The sequence below is a fragment of the Hymenobacter frigidus genome, assembly GCF_014640435.1.
GTDB lineage: Bacteria > Bacteroidota > Bacteroidia > Cytophagales > Hymenobacteraceae > Hymenobacter > Hymenobacter frigidus.
Window position 1 is genome coordinate 1 of record NZ_BMGY01000064.1, and the last position, 19,003, is coordinate 19,003.

At 63.3% G+C, this 19,003-nt stretch carries 16 protein-coding genes; 7 read left to right on the forward strand and 9 right to left on the reverse strand.

The window, feature by feature from the left end; genetic code table 11:
* On the forward strand, positions 1 to 706 hold a 706-nt coding region (locus IEW17_RS19365), incomplete at its 5' end, for a hypothetical protein (protein ID WP_229749151.1).
* 43 nt (positions 707 to 749) lie between these two features.
* Here IEW17_RS19365 and IEW17_RS19370 read toward each other — a convergent pair.
* Complete coding sequence (locus IEW17_RS19370) at positions 750 to 1,046, reverse strand: hypothetical protein (protein WP_188563713.1); 297 nt, start codon at positions 1,044 to 1,046, stop codon at positions 750 to 752.
* 26 nt (positions 1,047 to 1,072) lie between these two features.
* Between IEW17_RS19370 and IEW17_RS19375 the strand changes: the two genes are divergently transcribed.
* Positions 1,073 to 1,732, forward strand: a complete 660-nt coding sequence (locus tag IEW17_RS19375) for a recombinase family protein (protein WP_188563714.1) — start codon at positions 1,073 to 1,075, stop codon at positions 1,730 to 1,732.
* A 10-nt stretch (positions 1,733 to 1,742) separates the two neighbouring features.
* On the opposite strand, the gene IEW17_RS19380 is transcribed toward IEW17_RS19375, so the two are convergent.
* Complete coding sequence (locus IEW17_RS19380; RefSeq protein WP_188563715.1) at positions 1,743 to 2,723, reverse strand: DUF6794 domain-containing protein; 981 nt, start codon at positions 2,721 to 2,723, stop codon at positions 1,743 to 1,745.
* 144 nt (positions 2,724 to 2,867) lie between these two features.
* Between IEW17_RS19380 and IEW17_RS19385 the strand changes: the two genes are divergently transcribed.
* Both IEW17_RS19385 and IEW17_RS19390 read left to right on the forward strand, forming a co-directional pair.
* Positions 2,868 to 3,509, forward strand: coding sequence for a DUF6624 domain-containing protein (locus tag IEW17_RS19385; protein ID WP_188563716.1), 642 nt, complete (start codon positions 2,868 to 2,870; stop codon positions 3,507 to 3,509).
* Between the two features lie 228 nt (positions 3,510 to 3,737).
* Positions 3,738 to 5,222 (forward strand): TlpA family protein disulfide reductase, encoded by a 1,485-nt coding sequence (locus IEW17_RS19390; protein ID WP_229749152.1) that lies wholly within the window; start codon positions 3,738 to 3,740, stop codon positions 5,220 to 5,222.
* A gap of 307 nt (positions 5,223 to 5,529) precedes the next feature.
* Here the strand turns inward: IEW17_RS19390 and IEW17_RS19395 are convergent, their stop codons facing one another.
* Positions 5,530 to 6,009 (reverse strand): hypothetical protein, encoded by a 480-nt coding sequence (locus IEW17_RS19395; RefSeq protein WP_188563718.1) that lies wholly within the window; start codon positions 6,007 to 6,009, stop codon positions 5,530 to 5,532.
* Between the two features lie 377 nt (positions 6,010 to 6,386).
* Here IEW17_RS19395 and IEW17_RS19400 point away from each other — a divergent pair, with 377 nt between their 5' ends.
* On the forward strand, positions 6,387 to 6,875 hold the full coding sequence (locus IEW17_RS19400) for a hypothetical protein (protein WP_188563719.1): 489 nt from the start codon (positions 6,387 to 6,389) through the stop codon (positions 6,873 to 6,875).
* Positions 6,876 to 6,901: 26 nt separating this feature from the next.
* On the opposite strand, the gene msrA is transcribed toward IEW17_RS19400, so the two are convergent.
* The 3 genes from msrA to IEW17_RS19415 form a co-directional block, all read right to left on the reverse strand.
* Complete coding sequence (msrA, locus tag IEW17_RS19405; protein WP_188563720.1) at positions 6,902 to 7,582, reverse strand: peptide-methionine (S)-S-oxide reductase MsrA; 681 nt, start codon at positions 7,580 to 7,582, stop codon at positions 6,902 to 6,904.
* Positions 7,583 to 7,895: 313 nt separating this feature from the next.
* Positions 7,896 to 8,069 (reverse strand): hypothetical protein, encoded by a 174-nt coding sequence (locus IEW17_RS19410; protein ID WP_188563721.1) that lies wholly within the window; start codon positions 8,067 to 8,069, stop codon positions 7,896 to 7,898.
* A 464-nt stretch (positions 8,070 to 8,533) separates the two neighbouring features.
* The gene (locus IEW17_RS19415; protein WP_188563722.1) at positions 8,534 to 10,165 is read right to left on the reverse strand and encodes a MutS-related protein; all 1,632 of its coding nucleotides are present in this window, start codon (positions 10,163 to 10,165) and stop codon (positions 8,534 to 8,536) included.
* Positions 10,166 to 10,994: 829 nt separating this feature from the next.
* Here IEW17_RS19415 and IEW17_RS19420 point away from each other — a divergent pair.
* Both IEW17_RS19420 and IEW17_RS19425 read left to right on the forward strand, forming a co-directional pair.
* The gene (locus tag IEW17_RS19420) at positions 10,995 to 12,425 is read left to right on the forward strand and encodes a TlpA family protein disulfide reductase (RefSeq protein WP_188563723.1); all 1,431 of its coding nucleotides are present in this window, start codon (positions 10,995 to 10,997) and stop codon (positions 12,423 to 12,425) included.
* Between the two features lie 260 nt (positions 12,426 to 12,685).
* Positions 12,686 to 13,825 (forward strand): TlpA disulfide reductase family protein, encoded by a 1,140-nt coding sequence (locus IEW17_RS19425; RefSeq protein WP_229749153.1) that lies wholly within the window; start codon positions 12,686 to 12,688, stop codon positions 13,823 to 13,825.
* 555 nt (positions 13,826 to 14,380) lie between these two features.
* Here the strand turns inward: IEW17_RS19425 and IEW17_RS19430 are convergent.
* Genes IEW17_RS19430 through IEW17_RS19440 form a run of 3 tightly spaced genes read right to left on the reverse strand, consistent with a single transcriptional unit; the run spans position 14,381 to position 18,743 of the window.
* On the reverse strand, positions 14,381 to 16,738 hold the full coding sequence (locus IEW17_RS19430) for an FtsX-like permease family protein (RefSeq protein WP_188563724.1): 2,358 nt from the start codon (positions 16,736 to 16,738) through the stop codon (positions 14,381 to 14,383).
* A gap of 22 nt (positions 16,739 to 16,760) precedes the next feature.
* Positions 16,761 to 17,444: an ABC transporter ATP-binding protein gene (locus tag IEW17_RS19435; protein WP_022821726.1), complete on the reverse strand. Its 684-nt coding sequence runs from the start codon at positions 17,442 to 17,444 to the stop codon at positions 16,761 to 16,763.
* A gap of 39 nt (positions 17,445 to 17,483) precedes the next feature.
* The gene (locus IEW17_RS19440; protein ID WP_188563725.1) at positions 17,484 to 18,743 is read right to left on the reverse strand and encodes an efflux RND transporter periplasmic adaptor subunit; all 1,260 of its coding nucleotides are present in this window, start codon (positions 18,741 to 18,743) and stop codon (positions 17,484 to 17,486) included.
* Positions 18,744 to 19,003 lie beyond the last annotated feature (260 nt).

Below are 19,003 nucleotides of genomic sequence, written 5' to 3' on the forward strand. Positions count from 1 at the left end.
CGTGGCCGCGCCCGCCGTGGCCGCGCCCGCCGTGGCCGCGCCCGCCGTGGCCGCGCCCGCCGTGGCTTGGCAATACGGTACGATTTGTTTAATGGATAGTGAAGAGCGAACGAGCGAGGCGCGGATGAGCGCTGTCCGTGCGGCGTTGATTAAGGCCGGGGCTGAGGTGAGAGCAATTGTGCCCCCGACTCCAGGCCAGTTAGCTTCCGCGCTGTTGCCCTATCGATTCAACCCGAACATGCCTAATTTAGAGAAAGCAACGGCGGTGCTTAATGCTGTACAGGCCTCCGATACCAGTATCGTACGGGAACAGGTGCATGCATGGAACCCGTCTGGCAAACACTCTTCCGCAGACCGGGCTGACTGGCCCGAACGGGAGGGGCAATTTAATCAAGCCCACATCCTTATTCTGGACGCGAAAACGGGCTTAGCACGCGGCGAGCGGGTGGCCGCCGAATTGCGAAATGCGGGGGCATATGTGAGCAAGCCGACGTGCACGGAAGATGGACAGGTCACCTTGCGCGTGTGCTACCATACGTACGTGCCTGCCATTAACAACATTAACTCTACGCTTGACCGTTGCAAGAATTCGCCGAATATTGAGGTGCAGGAGAGCACGTGGGATAATACAGCTCGTTACGCGGGTGCCGTCGGGGTTGAAATGCGACAGAAAGAATTGGGGAAAGGTTCGGGAATAACCCGCTAGGAAGTTCGTGATGTAACTGCTTGGGATGAAGATGACTGGGTGGTCATAAGCTTTTAGAGAAGGCGTGGTGGTGCAGGTACGCCCGGGCTTCCGCGTACTGGGTCGTGTGCTTGCCGGCCTTGTCCACGACCACGGCGTAGTAGCGGCAGGCGGCGGCCACATCCTGCTGCTGAGCCGTGAGGCGGGCCAGGGCCGCGTGGGCGAACACGTAATAGCCGGTCGTGAGCTGTACCGTTTCGGAGAACACGATGCAGCGGCGGTAATAGTCCGCGGCTTGGACCGGGTCGCGGTCGCGGGTGTCGCGTTTGTTAAACGAACGTTTACAAAACGTGACAAGCATCAAATAGGGGCGTAGCTTTGCCCCCGATGAGCAAGTACGTCGCCTACTTCCGCGTGAGCACCGCCCGCCAGGGCCAGTCCGGCCTGGGCCTCGAAGCCCAGCAAGCCGCCGTGCTCCGCTTCCTGCCAAGTGACGCCGTGCGCGTGGCCGACTTCGTTGAAGTGGAGAGCGGGCGCAAGAGCGCCCGACCCCAGCTGGCGGCCGCCCTCGCCCTGGCCCAGCGCGAAGGCGCGGTGCTGCTCGTGGCCAAGCTCGACCGCCTGGCCCGCAACGTGGCCTTCCTGGCCACGCTGATGGAAAGCCGGGTGCGCTTTCAGGCCGTGGACCTGCCCGCCGCCGACGAGTTCACCCTGCACATCCTGGCCGCCGTCGCCCAGAAGGAAGCGGCCGCCATTTCCTCCCGCACCCGCGAGGCCTTGGCGGCCAAGAAAGCGCGAGGCTTTACCCTGGGTACCCCAGCTAACCTAACCGACGAGGCCAAGCTCAAGGGCTTGTTAGCACGTCAGGCGAATGCCCAGACCAATGTCAACAACCGGCAGGCGGCCCAGCTGGCGGCACTGTTGCGGGCTACGGGAGCCAATCTGCGAGCTATTGCGGCGCAGCTCAATCAGTCGGGCTACACGACCCGGCGCGGAAAGGCTTTCCACCCAATGGGCGTCAAACGCTTATTAGCCAACGTACTCTAGAGGCTCCCTACTAGGGAACTTGTTCTATCTCGCCTGGTATGCCGTACGCTCCCCAAGGCAACTCGTGAAAATCATCAATGCGGCGCCGACGAAAAAAACGGCGATATTCCTCCGTATACTCTTTTCGTTTGCGCCGCTTCGGGTGGTCCGCTAGCGGGCTCCCCTTGACCACCACTGCTTGGGAAGCAACGGATGTTGCGGTCTGAGTGCTACGAACAGGCGGCGCATACGCTGCCCGGAGCGCTTGCTCGTCCAATGGCCGGCCATTCAGATAATCACTGTAGGTAGCGAGGATAACGCCGGACATATTATCCGGGTGCTCGACTCCCAAAGCTTCTAGATACTGTTGTAACCGGGACCCACCCCACAACTGCCAATTGTTGCGCATCCATCGTCCCAGGCCCATATGAAAGTCTCCTAACCCATAGCTAGGGTCGGGATGTCGCAAACGTTGCTTGACGGTATCGGGTAGCAGGCGGTCTAATTGGGCGAAGCTTTCACGTAGGTTACGCGGGATATAAACGCCCTGAATCGAGTCGGCAACCAGATTTGCTTGTCGAACACGCTCCGCCAACCGGGTGGCCGAGTCCGCCTGCGCATAAAAACGCTGGGCCTCTACGGCTACGTCAAAGGGTCGCTGCTGCAAATACCGCAGGTAAGACAGCAAAATCAGGTGTTGCCGGACTTGCCAATCGAAGTAAGGCCACTCTTGGTACTGGGGCTGCACATAGCGGTTCAGATATCGCGTCAGGCGGCTACTACTATCCTGGTCCCATTCGCCAAATATCTCCAAGCTCACATACCGCAAACTGCTGTCCTGTAAACCGCCAAACTTCTTGCGCGCTTTTGGCGTGAGCACTATGTCTAATTGCGCGTTGGCTTCAGTCAGATTTTGGGGAATATAAAACCCATGTTCGCTCACGCTAGCTGACTGTACAACACAACCCGTTAGTAGGAGCAAGCTACCTGCTGCAAGTAAGCGCTTTAACATGGAGAGTAGTTGATGGAAAAGAAGCTAATGCTGCTAAATAACTACCGTTTTTGTGAATGAACGCAGCCAAAGGGTCCCGGTCGTACCAAGCAGGGCCGTTTGCTTGGTGGCCAACATTCTGTCGGGCAACCGACCTTTGCCGCCATGCGCCACACTTTATTTATCGGGGTAACGGCCGGGCTGCTCGCCAGCTGTCAAACGGCCCGCCTGCCCACTGTCCCCGATTACGCGGCCATTCGGCAGGAACTGCACCGCATCCGCCACCGCGACCAGCAGATTCGGGAAGACCTCACGGCCGTGGGCCTGGACTCGCCGGCCGCCGGGCCGTTATTCAAGCAAATGCACGCCACGGATTCGGTGAACCAAGTGTACGTGCGCCGCCTGCTGGCCACCACGGGCTGGCCGGCCCGCAGCCAGGTGGGCGACACCGCGGCCGGCACGGTGTTCCTGGTCGTGCAACATTCCAGCCGCGCCTTGATGACGCAGTACCTGCCGGCCCTGCGCCGGCTGGCCCGGCACGGCGAGGCGTGGGCCACGGATGCGGCGATGATGGAGGACCGCGTGCGGATGTTGTCCGGCAAGAAGCAGCGCTACGGCACGCAAACGGCCAACTGGGTGCGCAAGGACGGCACCCGGGTCATGTGGCCCATTCAGCAGCCGGCGCGGGTCAACCACTACCGCCAACAGCTGGGCTTTCCGACCACCGTGGAACAAGACGCCGCAGACTTGGGCGCGCAATACGACCCGCACGAGCGCTTGCCGCACCCGCGCGTCGTGATGCCTTAACCAAATCAACCCTCCTTCAACTATACGAAGCACGTTCACGGCAGTAACGTTTTCGCAAACTCAAGTACTGGCGCGTCAGGTGCCTGGGTGCTACCTAAAGACCGCGGAGCCGAGCCGAATACGGTTCATTGCAGTGGGACAGCGGGTGCACGAGGCCTCAACCTAACCTTTTAGTACATTGGCGTGACGTTACTGGTGGCCCGCTTCTGCCTTTTTTTCCCCTTCCCGATGCACCCGTTCCTCGCCGGCGTCCTGTGGCTGGTCCCGGGCCTCGCCCTGGCCCAAAATCCTGCCGCCGCCGCCCGTCCTTCCGCGACCAAAGGCCCCCCTCCGGCCCCGGTCGTTCTCCGCGGCCATTTCGCGCACGCGCCGGCCGGCGACACCGTGCGGCTCGCCTACCTCACGCACTTCGGCCGCGGGCGGGTGAAGGCCCCGCTCGGCCGCGCGGGGGACTTTGAGTTTACCCTGCGGGACGTCGCCGTCGGCACGCCGGCGGAGGTGGAATGCGCCGGACAACGCACCCGCGTGTACCTGACCCCGGGCGACCACCTCACGATGACGCTGGACTACGCCCGCTTCGACGAAACCCTCCGCTACACGGGGGACGGCGCCAACGCCAACAATTACCTGGCCCGGTCGCTGTGGCAATTCAAGTACGGTCCCGCCGAGGCCGGGCCGCGGCCCCGGGACGACGAGGCAATCGCTTTCACCCCGGAACAGATGCGCCGGTGCGCCGATGCCTTTCGCGCGAAAAGCCACGCGTTCCTGGCCGCGTGGGCCCTGTCGCACCCGCTGCCGCCCGCGTTTCGGGCCGCGGCCGCGGTGCACATCGATTTGGAGTGGGCGCTGGCGTTGCTCGAATACCCGGCGCTGCACAACCGCTTGACGCGCCAACAGGCCGCGTTCCCCGACGCGTACTACGCCTTCCTGGCGCAGTTGCCCCCGCACACGCTCGACCCCTACCCGCGGCGGGACTTGGGCGCCGAAGACAACGGGTTGGTGATGGGGGTCTTGCTGGCGTACTCGTTTCGCTTGGTGCCGGACGGCCAGTTGCGCGCAGACCCGGCGGACGCGGAGCGGCTCTACGCCCGGGCCATCGCCGAGCTGGGGCAGGTGGCCGCCGACGAGGCCATGCTGCTGTTCATCGACCGGCAACTGCAAGTCGAAGGCAATTGGGCCGGCGCGCTGGCGGCGTACCCCGCCTTTCGCACATGGAACCAGGACTCGGCCCGCGCCAAGTTCCTGCGCCGGCAAATCAGCCAGCGGCGGGCGCTGCAGCCCGGCCAGGTGGCCCCGGGGTTCGCCCTCGCCGACCACGCGGGGCAACCCACTTCCCTGGAACAATGGCGGGGGAAAGTGGTCTATTTGGACTTCTGGGGCACGTGGTGCAAGCCGTGCCTGGAAGAAATGCCCGCAAGCGTGGCGCTGCGGCGCCGCTTTCTCGGCCAGGACGTGGTGTTCGTCTACGTGGACGTTTCCGACACGGAAACCGCGTGGCGGCGTTCCGTGGCCACTCACCGCTTGCTTGGAGAAAACAGCGTCCACGTGCGCAGCCCGAACCAATTCGTGCCCGCGGCCTACCAAGTGAACGCGTACCCCCGGTACGTGCTCATCGGGCGCGACGGCCGCCTTATACTGCCGGTTGCGCCACGTCCCTCCAACGCCGCCGAAGCCGCCGCCGCCATTGAGGCCGCCCTGGCGCAGCGGCCTTAGCCGGTGCCCTCCGCGAGCCCGGTGCAATTCGTGCCCCCGCGCCAGGGGCTTCGGCGCCCCCCGGCCGCTTTACGGGGTGGGACTGGGCTGCATTCGAGCGTTACACGCCCTTAGCTGAACAGCGCGCGTTCAACGCACTACCGTTTTTGTAAACGGCGGCAGGTCGCTCCATCTTTCGGGTGCTGGTTGGGGGAGGTGTTAACGTGTTCGTCCGCGAAGGAACGCCGCGGCAATATTCGCCGGTGACGCTCTCAGGCACGGATACGGTGCGCTTTCGGTCGGGTGCCGGAAGAATCGTTGCAGTGCCCTACTTACGACAAGAAATCCTGTCAAGCACGGTTTCGTAGTTGGTGTTGTCAAATGCGGTGTAGAGCACCGTGTCCTGCCTGGACTCCACAATCTCCGTGAACGAGTTGAACGGAAGCTGGAGCCTATCCAACGTGTTGATTCCGTCAAAGGTCGTGTCCGCAATGATTTCTTCCACGGCGCGGCCCATGGCCTTTGCCTCTGCGGCGGAGATTCTTTTTATTGACCGGGAGACCACCAGGGAGGTGTTGAGGCAATACCCTTTTTGCGCGATGTACCGCAAGGCGTTGGTGCTGCAGCTGCCACAGCCCAGTTCCGGGATAACGATGTACGTGTGCCCCGCCTTGAAGCTCTTATTGAACCGGGTGCGCAGGTATTTTTTAAAAATGTCTTCTTTCTGGGTTGCGGGCGTTTCGTTGTTGCCGCACGCTGAAGCAACAAGCAAGAGCAACGACAACCCCACTCGGTAGCACGGCTTCATTTGGGCAAATTGATGTGAAACAGTCGGTATTTCAGGAGTTTTTTATCGTAAGCCTGCGACATGAACCGGTTTTCAGAAATCAACAGTCCCTTTTTGGTAACCACGAGGGTGTTCGGGTCACAGGCAACGGGCATGGCCGACTCGCCGGTCACTTGACCATTTGCCTGCCTTGCACCTGGACTGCCAAAAAATTACCAGCCAGGAAGTGGACCTTCTCTGAGATTCCCTCCCCCAGTGCACAGGACATCTAGACCCTCCTATTTTTGAACAGAGCGCGTTTACCTTGTTACCGTTTGACTGAACGCGCAGGCGGCTGAAGAGCTGCTCTTCTAGCATTCGCAATATTTGCCCTCCCGCTCCCTTAAGACACGAACGACATGCCAACCTGGGAAGAATTGAGAGCAGGGGTGTATGAACTTGATGGTTCGTGGCGCGACATCTATGTGCTCGATACCACTCGCGAAGATTGGCGCCATTGGATGACGTGTGTCAACCGGCATTACCCTGTCCGCTGGGGCGCGGTCGATTACCAAGAAGACCAGACGATGGACGCGATTGACGTCGCCTACATCGATAGCCGGTGGGAGGCGGGGGAAGGAACGCTTACGAGTTGGTGCACCGTGTTCTTGGAACAGGTGGAGGTCAAGTGCCATTTCTTCACTTATCTGGAGATTGAGCAGGATATCGACCCTTCCCAGATTCAATCGGTGGCCGACCATGAGCGGCTCATGGCTTATTTAGTCACCATTTCTTGTGCTTTACACAAAGAAGTGATTGTGACGGCAGAGAATGTTCCGGAGGGCATATACATCCGGGTGAACGGAACTGACATTCACTTTATGCAAGGACTGCAAGTCCACTCCTAAGCTTGCCCAGTTCAGTATTTGGCTCCTTATAATGGACTTTTCAGCAGTTTCGGGAATTTGCGGCGAAACGCCTCCACTTTGGGGGTCGACTCGCGCTGCACGTACTCCGACTCCGGATGCAGGCGGTAATAGCCTTGGTGGTAGCCCTCGGCGGGCCAAAACTGCTTGAAGGCGACCACCTGGGTGACGACGGGGCGGGGGTACTGCCGGCTGGCATTCACGCGCGCAATGGCGTCGTCGATAATTGTTTTCTCCGCCGCCGTGCGGTAAAACGCCACGGAGCGGTACTGCGCCCCGGCGTCGGGCCCTTGGCGGTCGCGGGTCGTCGGGTCGTGGGCGGCCCGGAAAAACACCTCTACCAGCGTGGCGTAGCGGACGAATTGGGGGTCGTAGTACACCTCAATGGCCTCGGCGTGGCCGGTTTCGCCTCGGCCCACCTGCTCGTAGGTGGGGTTGGCTTCGGGGCCTCCGCTGTAGCCGGATACGACGGCGTGCACGCCTGTTACCTCTTCGAACACTTCCTCGGTGCACCAAAAGCAGCCCCCGGCGAACGTGGCCACGGCGAGCCCCTGCGTGTCGGCGGGCGCGGCCCCGGCCGTGGAACGGACTACGGGTGGGGGAAGCGTTTGCTGGGCCTCGGCGGGCGGCTCGGCGCAGGAAGCCAGCAGTAGCAGACCGGCCAGGCTATTTTTCAGGTAATGGATCATGTGATGCAAACCCAAAAGCGGGACAAAAGATGCGGCGGGGCGGGTGGTGCTTGCCTATGCAAACGCGCTCCGGCCGGCGTCGCGTACCGGCGCCGCCCAGCTAGTGGGTCTTTTGGCGCGCTTATGCTCCTTTCGCTCATCGGACCGTGGCTGTTGCAGAACTCCGATTTGACCCGGCAAACCGGCGGTCCAGAGCTTGAAGCGGGCCCACAATGCGCTCAAACAGGCCTTTTGCCCCATCACATAAACTGAAGCAGGCCCGAATTGAGCCATTTAATGAGTTCTGCAACAGCCACGACCCTTTGGGTAAAGCCTATCCGGGCTTGACCAAGATGAGGGTGGTAGGGTTGAGCAGGGTGCTCTTTAACTCATACCCCTCCCGGTAGAGCGTCTCCAGAACGCTCTGGTAGCCCTTGCTGGCGGCCTGCAGGTTACTCAGAAAGCCTTTTGTGTTTAGCAGCGACGCCTGCGCTTTGAACTCGAACACTTGCTGGCGCCCTTGGGACCCAAAAGGGCCAGGTAGACATGACCGCCGTCGTCTACAATGCGGACGACGACGACGCTCGGCTCGCTGGCCCTCGTGGGGAAAGGAGCTCCTGCCAGCGTCAGGAAGCAGGCACTCACCAGAAGTAGCTTTCTCATGTCACGAATCTAACACCCGGCTCGCGCAACAAATGCGCTCTTTACGTTGAACAGAGGTCGTTCAAGGCAGGACCCTCTTTTACATGTTGTGAACGGTCGTGGCTGTTGCAGAAGTCGCTGCAATCCCGTTTTACGAGGGCTCAGCGAGCCACGCCACGCTAAAAAGGCAGCTCTAGGCGCCTTAGGCTTGGCCCTGGCTGCTCGCCGACGCTGTTTTTGGGTTGCCCGGAGAGTTCTGCAACAGCCACGGTCGTTTACAGCATGTAAAAACTGCGCTCGATGCAGAATACCATCTTTACAATGAGCAATTTAGCCTACTAAATTCTCCTCCCACCTGGTCGAATCCGCCACCGAACGAAGTTCTCCCGGCCGGGTTGCTTGCGCCCGGGTCGCCAGCGTGGCACTGAGCGCCTGCGCGTCGGCGACCACTTGCGCCGGGTAGTGCAAGCGCGCCAACAACCGAATGGCATTGCGCGTGGTCAGCGGACCGGCTTTGAGGCGGAAGTCGAAGTACCAGTCTTCCGCCGTGACCGTCTCGCAAAAGTGGTATTCGACGTAGCCCGATTGCAAGAGCGCGCCCAACTCCCCGTCGTGGGTGGCCGCCACGACCCAACTGCGCGGCTGCAAGTAGGCCAGCACGGCCTTGTTCGCGGCGATGCGCTCCTGCGTATTCGTGCCTTTGAACAGCTCGTCCAGCAGCAGCAGGTAGCTGCCGGGGGCCGCGTCGCAGGCCCGCAGCAGCTGCCGCACGGTTTCGGCTTCGACCAGGTAATAGCTTTTGCCCGTGGGTAGGCTGTCGGCCAGGCTGAGGCTGGTGAGCACCCGGCAAAAAGGGGCGCGGTAGGCGGTGGCCGGGCACGTCGCTATCGTTTGGGCCAGCAGGGCGTTCACGCCCAGCGTGCGCATAAAGGTGGTCTTGCCTGCCATGTTCGAGCCAGTGAGCAGTACCCCCGACCCGGCCAGGGTCAGGTCGTTGGGCACGCACCCCGGCACCAGCGGGTGGTAGCCGGCGTGCAACTGGATGCCCTCGGCGGCCGGCCCAAAGTGCGGCACGCAGGTGGCGTGGCGCTGGCGGAAGCTGGCCACCGCCAGGGCGCAATCGACGTAGCCAACGGCCTCAAAGACCGTCCGAATCGCGGGCGCCTGCTGCTGCACGGCCACCCGGCAACGGGCATACACCAGCACGTCGAGCAGCAGCAGCATCTTGAGTAGGCTGAGCACGAGCAAGTTGTCTTCTACCTGAAAGAACGCTACTTGCCACATGATGGCCCTCAGCCGGGCCAGGGGCTCGGCCAGCGGCGGCAACGGCCGCAGGGGCAGGGCCGCCCGGTGCAGCGCCTGGCCCGCCCGACGCAAGCGGCCCAATTGCAGCAGCGGGCGAATACAGTTCCGAATCCGCTTGAGCTGCCAGAAGTGAAACACCGCATTGGTGAGGGCAAACGCAAGCGTACCTAACCAGAGGACGGGGAGCCAAAAGCCCCCGAGCAACGTGGTCAACAGCCCCAGCGCGAGCCACGGCGCGAAGCGAGCGCCGGGCAACGGGGGCAGGGGCTGCCCAGTAAGCAAATCGGCCAAGTAGTACGCCTCGTGGGCCGTCAGCTGGTCGAGGGCGAGCAACGCTTGTCCGCGGGCCGTGGGGTCTTGCGCCAGCAGGTCCGCGGCGGCATCAAACTCGTGCAAGGCGGCCTCGTCGGCGAGCGGGCTGCGCAGGCGGTGGTAGAGGCACTGCTGGCCGACCGGGCTCACCGTCGCATCGAGCAGTCCAAAGAGCAATTCGCCGTTCAGGTCCTCCCAGGTTTGGTCCGGCAGGCGCTGGTACGCGGGCTCGTGCTGCACGTGGTCGTAGTAGCGGGCCACCAAGGAGAAGTGGGGGGAGCGCGCAGCCGGCTGGTGCCAGGCCGCCTCCAGGCGGCGTAAGCGCGTGCGGGTAGAAGTCCACATGAGAAGCAAGGGCAGCTACTAGGGCGTGGGCAGTGAGGTGGTGCCACTGGTAGGTATAAGGAGCGTGAAAGGTAGCTACGTAATGCTTATAAGGAAAGTACTACAATTGGAGGCTAGGGGCATTGGGGGCAAAACCCACACTGATTCCGTGACGGCGCGTATAACTACTCTTATCCTATGTTCAGATATGACCTCTTAATTTAGGTCAATGAAGGAAAGGAGTGGCGTAAGATTCTTCTATTATGTGAAGGGACGAAACTCAGACAAGGGAAGGAGTAGTTGCACTTCCCCACTGCCCCCAAAATCCTGTTTGACTAGAGCCAGAAAGCAGCTGGTTGCGAGTTTACGAAACTCATCCCTTCGGCGCATTTCGTAAACTTTGAATCGTAGACGAGTTTCGTAAACTCTCCCGGCCCTATTGGGACCAGCTGGCCACCAGGTGCCAGGCTGATTTCTGCCGTTCACCGAACGGAGGGTCCAGGTAGGGTTCCCCGAGTAGGACCAGAATGGCCCGGGCCGCCTCGCGGAACCGTTCCCCGGGCGGGTCGTGCGCCACGGCTTCACCGGACCACCGGTCCGACGTCGGGGGAATGCTTCCCAGTTCGTCGTTGACGCGGGTCAAGGTGGCATGGACGGACGCCGTGATTTCTTGCCTCTCCAGCAGTGCCCTTTTGCACGATGGCCCCTTGCTGGAAAGGGCATTGCCCCTTGCCCTTTTGCGCCGGTGTTGCCTCCTTGCAACCAATGGGCGGCGGGTGAACTCCTTTTGCCGGGTTACGCCCACAAGCGCACGTGCGCTTGTGTGTGGTTACATCTTAATTCTACCTCCATGCGTTTCTTGTATTGCTGGTGCCTGATTGCGGCGGCGCAGGCACAGTCCACCGCTGCCCGCCCGATGCCGCTCCAACACCCGCCCGGCGCCACAGTCGTCAGTGGCCACCTCGACCACGCGCCTGCCGGCGACACCGTGCGGTTGTGGTACGGCAACCAGCAAGTCAAAACGCCCCTGGGCCCCACCGGCGATTTTCGTTTGGTGGTCGCGGGGCTGCGGAGCGCTTCGGCGGCGTCCCTCTCGTACGCCCGCCAGCGCACGCCCCTTTACCTCCGGCCCGGGGACCAGCTGCGCCTCGCGCTGGACTTCCCGCGCTTTGACGAAACCGTGCGCTACACCGGGCGCGGGGCCGCCGCCAACAACTACCTGGCCCAGGCCCTGTGGCGATTTCAGGGAAGCCCCGCGCGTCCGCACCCGCAGCAACAGATGACCCCGGCGACGACACCGGCCCACATGCGGCGCGTGGCCGATGCCTTTCGCCGGCAACAGCGGGCCTTCTTGGCGGCCTACGCGGCCGCGCACCCGTTGCCCCCCGCGTTTCAGCGGCAAGCGGCGTTGGACATTGACCTGGAGCGGGCCCGCGTCCTGCTCGACTACCCCGGGTACCGCCGCGCCGTCGCCAAGCAGGCCGCGGCCTTGCCGGCGGGCTACTACGATTTTCTGCGGCAACTGCCCCGCCCCCAACTCGACGCGCAGGCGACGCGGGAACCGGTGCTGCGCTTCCTCAGCGCGTACGGCGGCCGGCTGCTGCCCGACGGCCCGCTGCGCGCGGACCCGGCCGCCGCGCGCCGGCTCTACGCCCTAGCCACGGCCGACCTGGGCCCCGGGCGGGCCCGCGACTGGGCACTGTACCAGGTGCTCACCTTCCAATTGCGCGACAACCTGCCGGCCGTGTTCGCGGCGTACCCCGCGTTCCAGGCCCACACCCGGGACACGTTCCTGCTCCGCACCATGCGCCAGCTGCTACTGGCCCAGCAGCGCCTGCAGCCCGGCCAGCCGGCGCCGCCGTTCACCTTGGCGAACCACGAAGGCCGCCCCGTCTCGCTGGCGGACTTTCGGGGCAAGGTGGTGTACCTCGACTTTTGGGGGACCTGGTGCGCCCCGTGCCGGCAGGAACTGCCCGCCAGCGTCCGCCTCGCGCAACAATTCGCCGGGCGCGGGGTCGTGTTTGTGTCCGTGGCGGTGAACGACCCCGAACAGAAATGGCAACAGGTACTGGCCGCGGAGCGCCTCACGGCGCTGGGGCAGGTGCAATTGCGCAGCGCCGACGCGGCCGTGCCAACGGCCTACCAGGTGGGGGCGTACCCGACCTACCTGCTGATTGGCCGCGACGGCCGCATCCGGCTGGCGGCGGCCCCGCGTCCTTCGGACGGGGCGGCAGCCGTGGCCGCCATCGAACAGGCCCTCGCCGAACCCCCGAAAGACTAATGGCGAGGCCTGCGGGGCCGGGGGCGAGGCCCGCGACGTGCCACCGCCGCCCGTGCTGCCGTACAACCGCGCCGCACTAGGGGGGAGGGCGACCGGACGAACCGCCAACCCATGCCTTTCGGGCACCGCTTCTCCGCCGTGGCTGCCTCGTTGCTCGCCGCTATATTTAAGCCAAGAAACGGGGGCTCGCCACGGCCGTTACTCGTCGCGCGGACCCAACCCGCACGGCTCCATTCGACTCATTCCGTTCCACTAATTGCATGAAAAAACTACTCTTCAGCGCCTTGCTGCTGCTGCCCGCGCTGGCCCAGGCCCAACCCGAAACCTTTGTGTTGCAGGGCACCGTAGGGGCCAAGGCCGGCGTCACGAAGGCGTATCTGCGGTACGGCATTCCCAACGGGTTTGTACTGGACTCAAGCGCCGTAAAAAACGGCCGCTTCGAATTTCGGGGCACCTTGCCCGAACCGACCCAGGCCAGCCTCGTGCTGAGCCACCTTGGCACCCCCCAGCGCCAATCGCAGGATTACACCCTGCGGCCCTTCTTCCTGGAACAGGGCACGGTGGCCTGGTCCACGCCCGACTCGGCCGCGAAAGCCCGCGTGCGCGGCACGCCGCTCAACGACGGCTACGCCCGGCTGCAAGCCCCGCTCAAGGCCCTGGACGACCGGTCCGAAGCCCTCCGCCGGCAGCACCGGGCACAGCCCGAAGCCCTGCGCCAGGACCCGGCCCAGGCAAAGCAGTTCGACGCCCGCCTCGAAGCCCTTGAGGCCGAAAAGCAGCAGGTACGGGCCGCGTACGTGCAGGCCCACCCCGCCGCGCGGCTCAGCCTGTTCGTGCTCCAGGAACTGGAGTGGGGCACCCCCGACGTGGGGCAGTACGCCGCGTGGTACCAGGGGCTGCACGCCGATGTGCGGAACTCCCCGCGCGGCCAGCGCCTCGGGGCGCGCATCCAGCGGTTGCAACGGGTCGCCGTGGGCGCCACGGCCCCGGACTTCACCCAGAACACCCCCTACCACGTGCCCGTGACGCTCAGCAGCCTGCGCGGCCAGTACGTGCTGATTGATTTCTGGGCCAGCTGGTGCGGCCCCTGCCGCCAGGAGAACCCCAGCGTCGTCAAGGCCTACCAGGCGTTCAAGGACAAGGGCTTCACCGTCCTCGGCGTGTCGCTGGACAAAGAAGGCGGCCGGGACGCCTGGCTCCGCGCCATCGCGAAAGACGGCCTGGCGTGGACGCAGGTGTCCGACCTGAAATTTTGGAACAACGCCGTGGCCCTGGACTACGGGGTCCAGTCCGTTCCCCAAAACTTTCTGCTCGACCCACAGGGCAAAATCGTGGCCACCAACCTGCGCGGCGAAGAGTTGTACCGCACCTTGGGTAAGCTGTTAAACGCCACCAACTAATCCCCAACCAGCGCCAACGCCCCCATTGCCGCCGCGCGCCCGCCAGCAGCCGACCGCCCGTTGCACGTCCACGGCTTTGGTTAAAAGTTTGGTACAAAGCTTAAACGGACGGCCACTCGACGGGCGTGCCGACGCCCGCTGACGATACTTGGTTGGGCCCAGAAAGGTGCACCTTTCTGGCCCCACCGCCGCGCAGTGGGGGCGTCAACCAGGCAACGCCTGGTGACCGGCAACCAACGGCTCGTTTAACCTTTGTACCAAACTTTTAACCAAGGCCAATACTGGCCATAGTATGGGCGAGCTACCTGCGGTCGGGTAGGCAAGCGGAACATTGCGAAGCTTGTATGTTCACATAAGTTCAACAGTAGTATCTGTGCTGATTGCAGAAGTTTACCGTCACTCAGGAACGCTACCGGCATCGGAGGACTGGTGATTGTCGCGGAAAGTCAACAGTGCGGAACCAGAGGTCTTAGCGCATGCCTCCGCCTGCATACAACGGTAGCGGGGTTGGTCGCCAATCTTTTAGTGATTCAAAGCGCCCACCCTATTCCCCTATCATTCTGCTCGCAGGCTCAGCACGGGGTTGCGGCGGGCGGCCCGCCAGGCCTGCACGCTTACTGTGAGCCAGGCAATGAGCAGGGCCCCCATCCCGGCGGCTGCGAAGTACCACCACTGCCACGCCACGCGGTAGGCAAAGCCTTCCAACCAACGCTGCATAAGTAGGTAGCTCAAGGGCAGCGCCAGCGCGATGGCTATGACGACCAGCCAGGTCAGGCTGCTTGTCAACAGCCACACAATACTCAGCTCGCTTGCGCCCAGGGCCTTGCGGATGCCGATTTCCTTGCGCCGCCGCTCGGCCGTGAAGGCCGCCAGCCCCAGCAGGCCCAGGGCGGAAATGAGGATGGCCAGTCCGGCAAAATAGCGGGCGAGTACGGCGACCCGCCGCTCGGCCACGTACTGCGCTTGGTAGTCGGCATCCAGAAACGTGTAGTCGAGCGTAAAGCCGGGGTTGTAGGCCGCGTACAGTTGCTGCAGCCGCGCAATCGTGGCCTGCTCCGCGTTGGGCTGGAGCTTCACTAGCACCGTGTTAATCTGGGGGTCGAGCCGGAGGAGAAGAGGTTTGATTTTTTCGTGCAGGGACTCGTAGTGGAAGTCGCGGACCACGCCCACGATGCGGGCCCCATCGAGCCGTTGGCCCACGGGGTCCGGCATCCCCAGGCCGGCCACCAGGGCCTGGTTGACGATGATGGCGGCGCTGTCGGCGCGGAACTGCGGCGCAAAGCTGCGGCCCGCTACCAGGTGCAGGCCCATCGTTTCCACCAGGTCGTAGTTGACCAGCATCGTCGCTACTGGCAAACGCTTGACCCGCCAGCTCATCTCCGCGACGTAGCGCCCCCCCAGGAAGCCGCCCAAGACGCTGGACGCCTGCACGACGCCGGGCAATTGCTTCACCTCGGCCAGAAAGGCCGCCTGCTGACGCGCCGCCTTGCCGCCCGTATCAAAGCGGAGCACGTGCGCCTTGTCGTAGCCCAGCGGTTGGCGCTGCACAAACGCCAGCTGCGCGTTGACCACTACCACGGCCACGATGAACAGCACCGAGAGCGTGAACTGCAGCACGACCAAGCCCTGCCGCGTCCACACGTCGCCGGCCCGGGTCGGCAGTTTGCCTTTCAGCACGGCCGCCGGCTGGAAACCCGACAGGTAGAACGCGGGGTAACTGCCCGCCAGCAGCCCCGTCCCCAGCGCCAGGGCCAGGCTGGCCCCCACCAGCTGCGGCTCCCACCGCAAGGCCAGCGGCTTGCCCGTCAGCGCGCTGAACTGCGGGAGCACGAGCTGTACCAGCCCCACGGCCACGACCAGGGCCAGCAAGGCCATCACCACAGACTCGGTCAGGTACTGCCCCACCAGCGCGGCGCGGCTCGCCCCCAGGGCCTTGCGAATGCCCACTTCCTTTACCCGCCGCGAGGCCTTGGCGGTAAACAGGTTCATGAAATTGATGCTGGCAATCACCAGAATGAGCCCGGCAATCAGGGCGAACAGCCGCACGTAGGCAATGCGCCCCCCGGTGGCGACGCCGTTTTCGTAGGTGCCGTGCAGGTACCCTGCTGAGAACGGCCGCACAAACAGCGTGCGCCCCCGGGCCTGGGCCTGCGCGCTTTTGGTTTTCAGCAACCCCGCCAGCTTGGCTTGAAACTGCGCGGGGTCGGCGCCCTCCTTCAAGGCCAAGTAGGTGTTGAAGGGGCCGTCGTCGTCCCACTTGATGGTCTCGCTCATCTGCATCTGGTCCTTGAACGAGGCAAACGGCAGCACGCAGCCAAACTGCTCGGACGAGTTGCGGGGCACCCCGGCAAACACCCCAGCCACCAGGCAGGTCTGCTTTCGGTCGGCCATTTGCCATTCCACGGCTTTGCCCAGGCTGTTCTGCGGCGACCGAAAGAGCTTAATTGCCAAGGCCTCGGAGAGCACAATGGCGTGTTTATCCCGCAGCACCGTGGCGGGGGTGCCCACCAGCAGGGGGTAGGAAAACAGCTGGAAGAAGGCCGGGTCCGCGTATTTGGCGACGGCGGTGAGGTGCTGACCGCCCGCCGCCAGCGTGAACGCGGGGAAGAACGGGACCGGCGTGGTGGTGGCCACGAATTCAATCTCCGGCATTTCCCGCCGCAGGGCCTCGGCCAGCAGCGGCACGGTGCCGGTTTGGGTCGCAATACCGGCGGCCGTGCGTCGGTTTTCCATCACCTGGTAGAGCCGGCCGTCCAGGGCGTGGTAGCGGTCAAAGCTGCGCTCGTCGCTTATCCACAGGTAGACGAGCAGCGCGCCGGCCAGGCCGGTCGAGAGGCCAATCAGGTTGATAAAGAACGTGCTTTTGAACCGCTTAAAGTTGCGGTAAATGAGCAGCAAGGGGTAGGGAAGCATGGCCGAAGGGGGAGGAAAGCGGTTAGAATTGGCTGCGGCTGTTTTCCAGCACCACCTGCCCGTCGAGCAGGCGGATGACGCGCCGGGCGTACCGGGCATCGTGCTCGGAGTGCGTGACCATGAGCACGGTGGTGCCCGCTTCGTTCAATTCGGTCAGCAGCCCGAGCACGTCGTGGCCGCTGGCCGAGTCGAGGTTGCCGGTGGGCTCGTCGGCCAGCAGCAGCGGCGGGGCGTTCACTACGGCGCGGGCCACGGCCACGCGCTGCTGCTGCCCGCCCGAGAGTTGCAGCGGAAAGTGGTTGCGTCGGTGCAGCAGCTGCATTTTCTCCAACACCTGTTCCACACGTTGCCGCCGCTCGGCGGCCCCCACGCCGAGGTAGCGCAGAGGTAGTTCCACGTTCTCAAATACCGTCAGCTCATCAATCAGGTTGAAACTCTGAAACACGAAGCCCAGGCTGCGCTTGCGCAGCTCGGCCCGCTGGCGCTCCGAGTAGCGGCTGGTTTCGGTGCCCAGTAGTTGCAGGCTGCCGCCGTCGGGCTCGTCGAGTAGGCCCAGCAGATTGAGCAGCGTCGACTTGCCGCAGCCCGAGGGGCCCATGATGGCCACAAACTCCCCCTGCTCCACCGTTAGCGAGACGTGGTTCAGCGCCTTGGTTTGCACCTCCTCGGTGCGGTACACCTTTTCCAGGTTTTCGGTCTTAATAATGAGCATCAGTTCTTTAGAGTCAAGTAGTTATTAAAAATCCTATGGCTGGTGGTTATCCAGCACCAGTTCCTGCTGGCCGGCGTAGCCTTCGTAGCTGGAGGTTACGACCCGGTCGCCGGGTTGCAGGCCCGCCAGCACTTCGTAGTAGTCGGGGTTCTGCCGCCCCAGCCGGATGGCCACCCGCTGGGCCCGGCTACCGTCGGCCCCCAGCTTGAAGGCCCAATTGCCCACGGTTTGCTGGTAAAAGCCGCCTTTGGGCAGCAGCACCGCCGGGGCCTTCGCACTCAGCGCTAGCCGGATGGGCAGGGTTTGGCCCCGCCGCAGGCCTGGTGGCGGGGTACCGGTAAAGGCCAAATCGATTTGCAGGCCTTTGGCCACTTGAGCGAAGATTTTGGTCACGCGCAAGGCATACGCCTGGCCATCCACCACCACTTCGCCCACCTGACCGGCTCCGATGCGGGCAATGTAAAACTCGTCCACCGCGGCGTGTAGTTTTACGCCCGCCAGCGCGTCAATCTGCCCCAGGCGCTGCCCCCGCGTTTTGGCCTCGCCCACTTCCGCGGCCAGCGAGCTGAGACGCCCGCCGACCGGGGCCCGCAACAGCAGGTCGTCCAGCTTGCGCCGCATCAGGGCCAGGTTGCTGGTCATGCGCCGCACCGATTCCTGCATGGTGCCCAGTTGCTGCTGCATGGTCACCGAATCCTGGCGCAGGGTCTGCTGCGTCAGCTGCCGCCGGCGCACCTGGTAGCGGTAGGCGTTCTGGCTCTGCAAGTAGTCCTGCCGCGCAATCACCTTTTGGTCGTACAGCACCTGATTGGTGTCAAATACCCGCCGGGCCTCGGCCAGCTGAAAGTCGATGTCGGCTAGCTGGTTTTGGCGCAGAATGCGGTTTTGCAGCAGCTGGTTGCGGGTGTTGCGCAGGTTGTTCATCAGGTCGTACACGGCCGTTTCGCGGTTCACCATTTCCAGCTGCAGGTCGGGGTTAGCTAGCCGCAGCAACGGCTGGCCCACCGTCAAGGTCGTGCCTTCTTCCACCAGTACCTGCTGCACCGTGCCGGCCTCCACTGCGTCCAGGTACACGGTGCGCAGCGGCTGCACCACCCCGTCGATGGCCGTGAATTCCTGAAAGTTACCCCGCGTAACGGGACTGATGGTCAGCCGGCTGGCCGCGACGTGCAACCGCTGGCCCGGCCGGGGCCAGTAGAGGCCAGCCACTCCCGTGCCCGCCAGCACCAGGGCCCCCAACCACCACCAGCGGGTGACAAACGACCACTTTTTCTTCGGTATCAGGACATCCATTCGGTTTGGCGCAGGGAATAGCAGCAACAAGCTAGTGACCGCAGGTGCCAAGAACGGTGCCTTTATCACAAACTATTGCTAATCAGCGGTCTGATTTTACGTCCTGGTTGCCAGCTTCCGCCGAGCGTCCGGTTTTGATACAGTTGACCGTTCGGTTCTGATACAGTTTGAATCTATTGACGGGCAGAAAACGGCCTGGCCGACTGAAATGCAGTATTTTTCGAAGCCTGCACGGTTTATGTGGCCTGGGTTGGGACGGG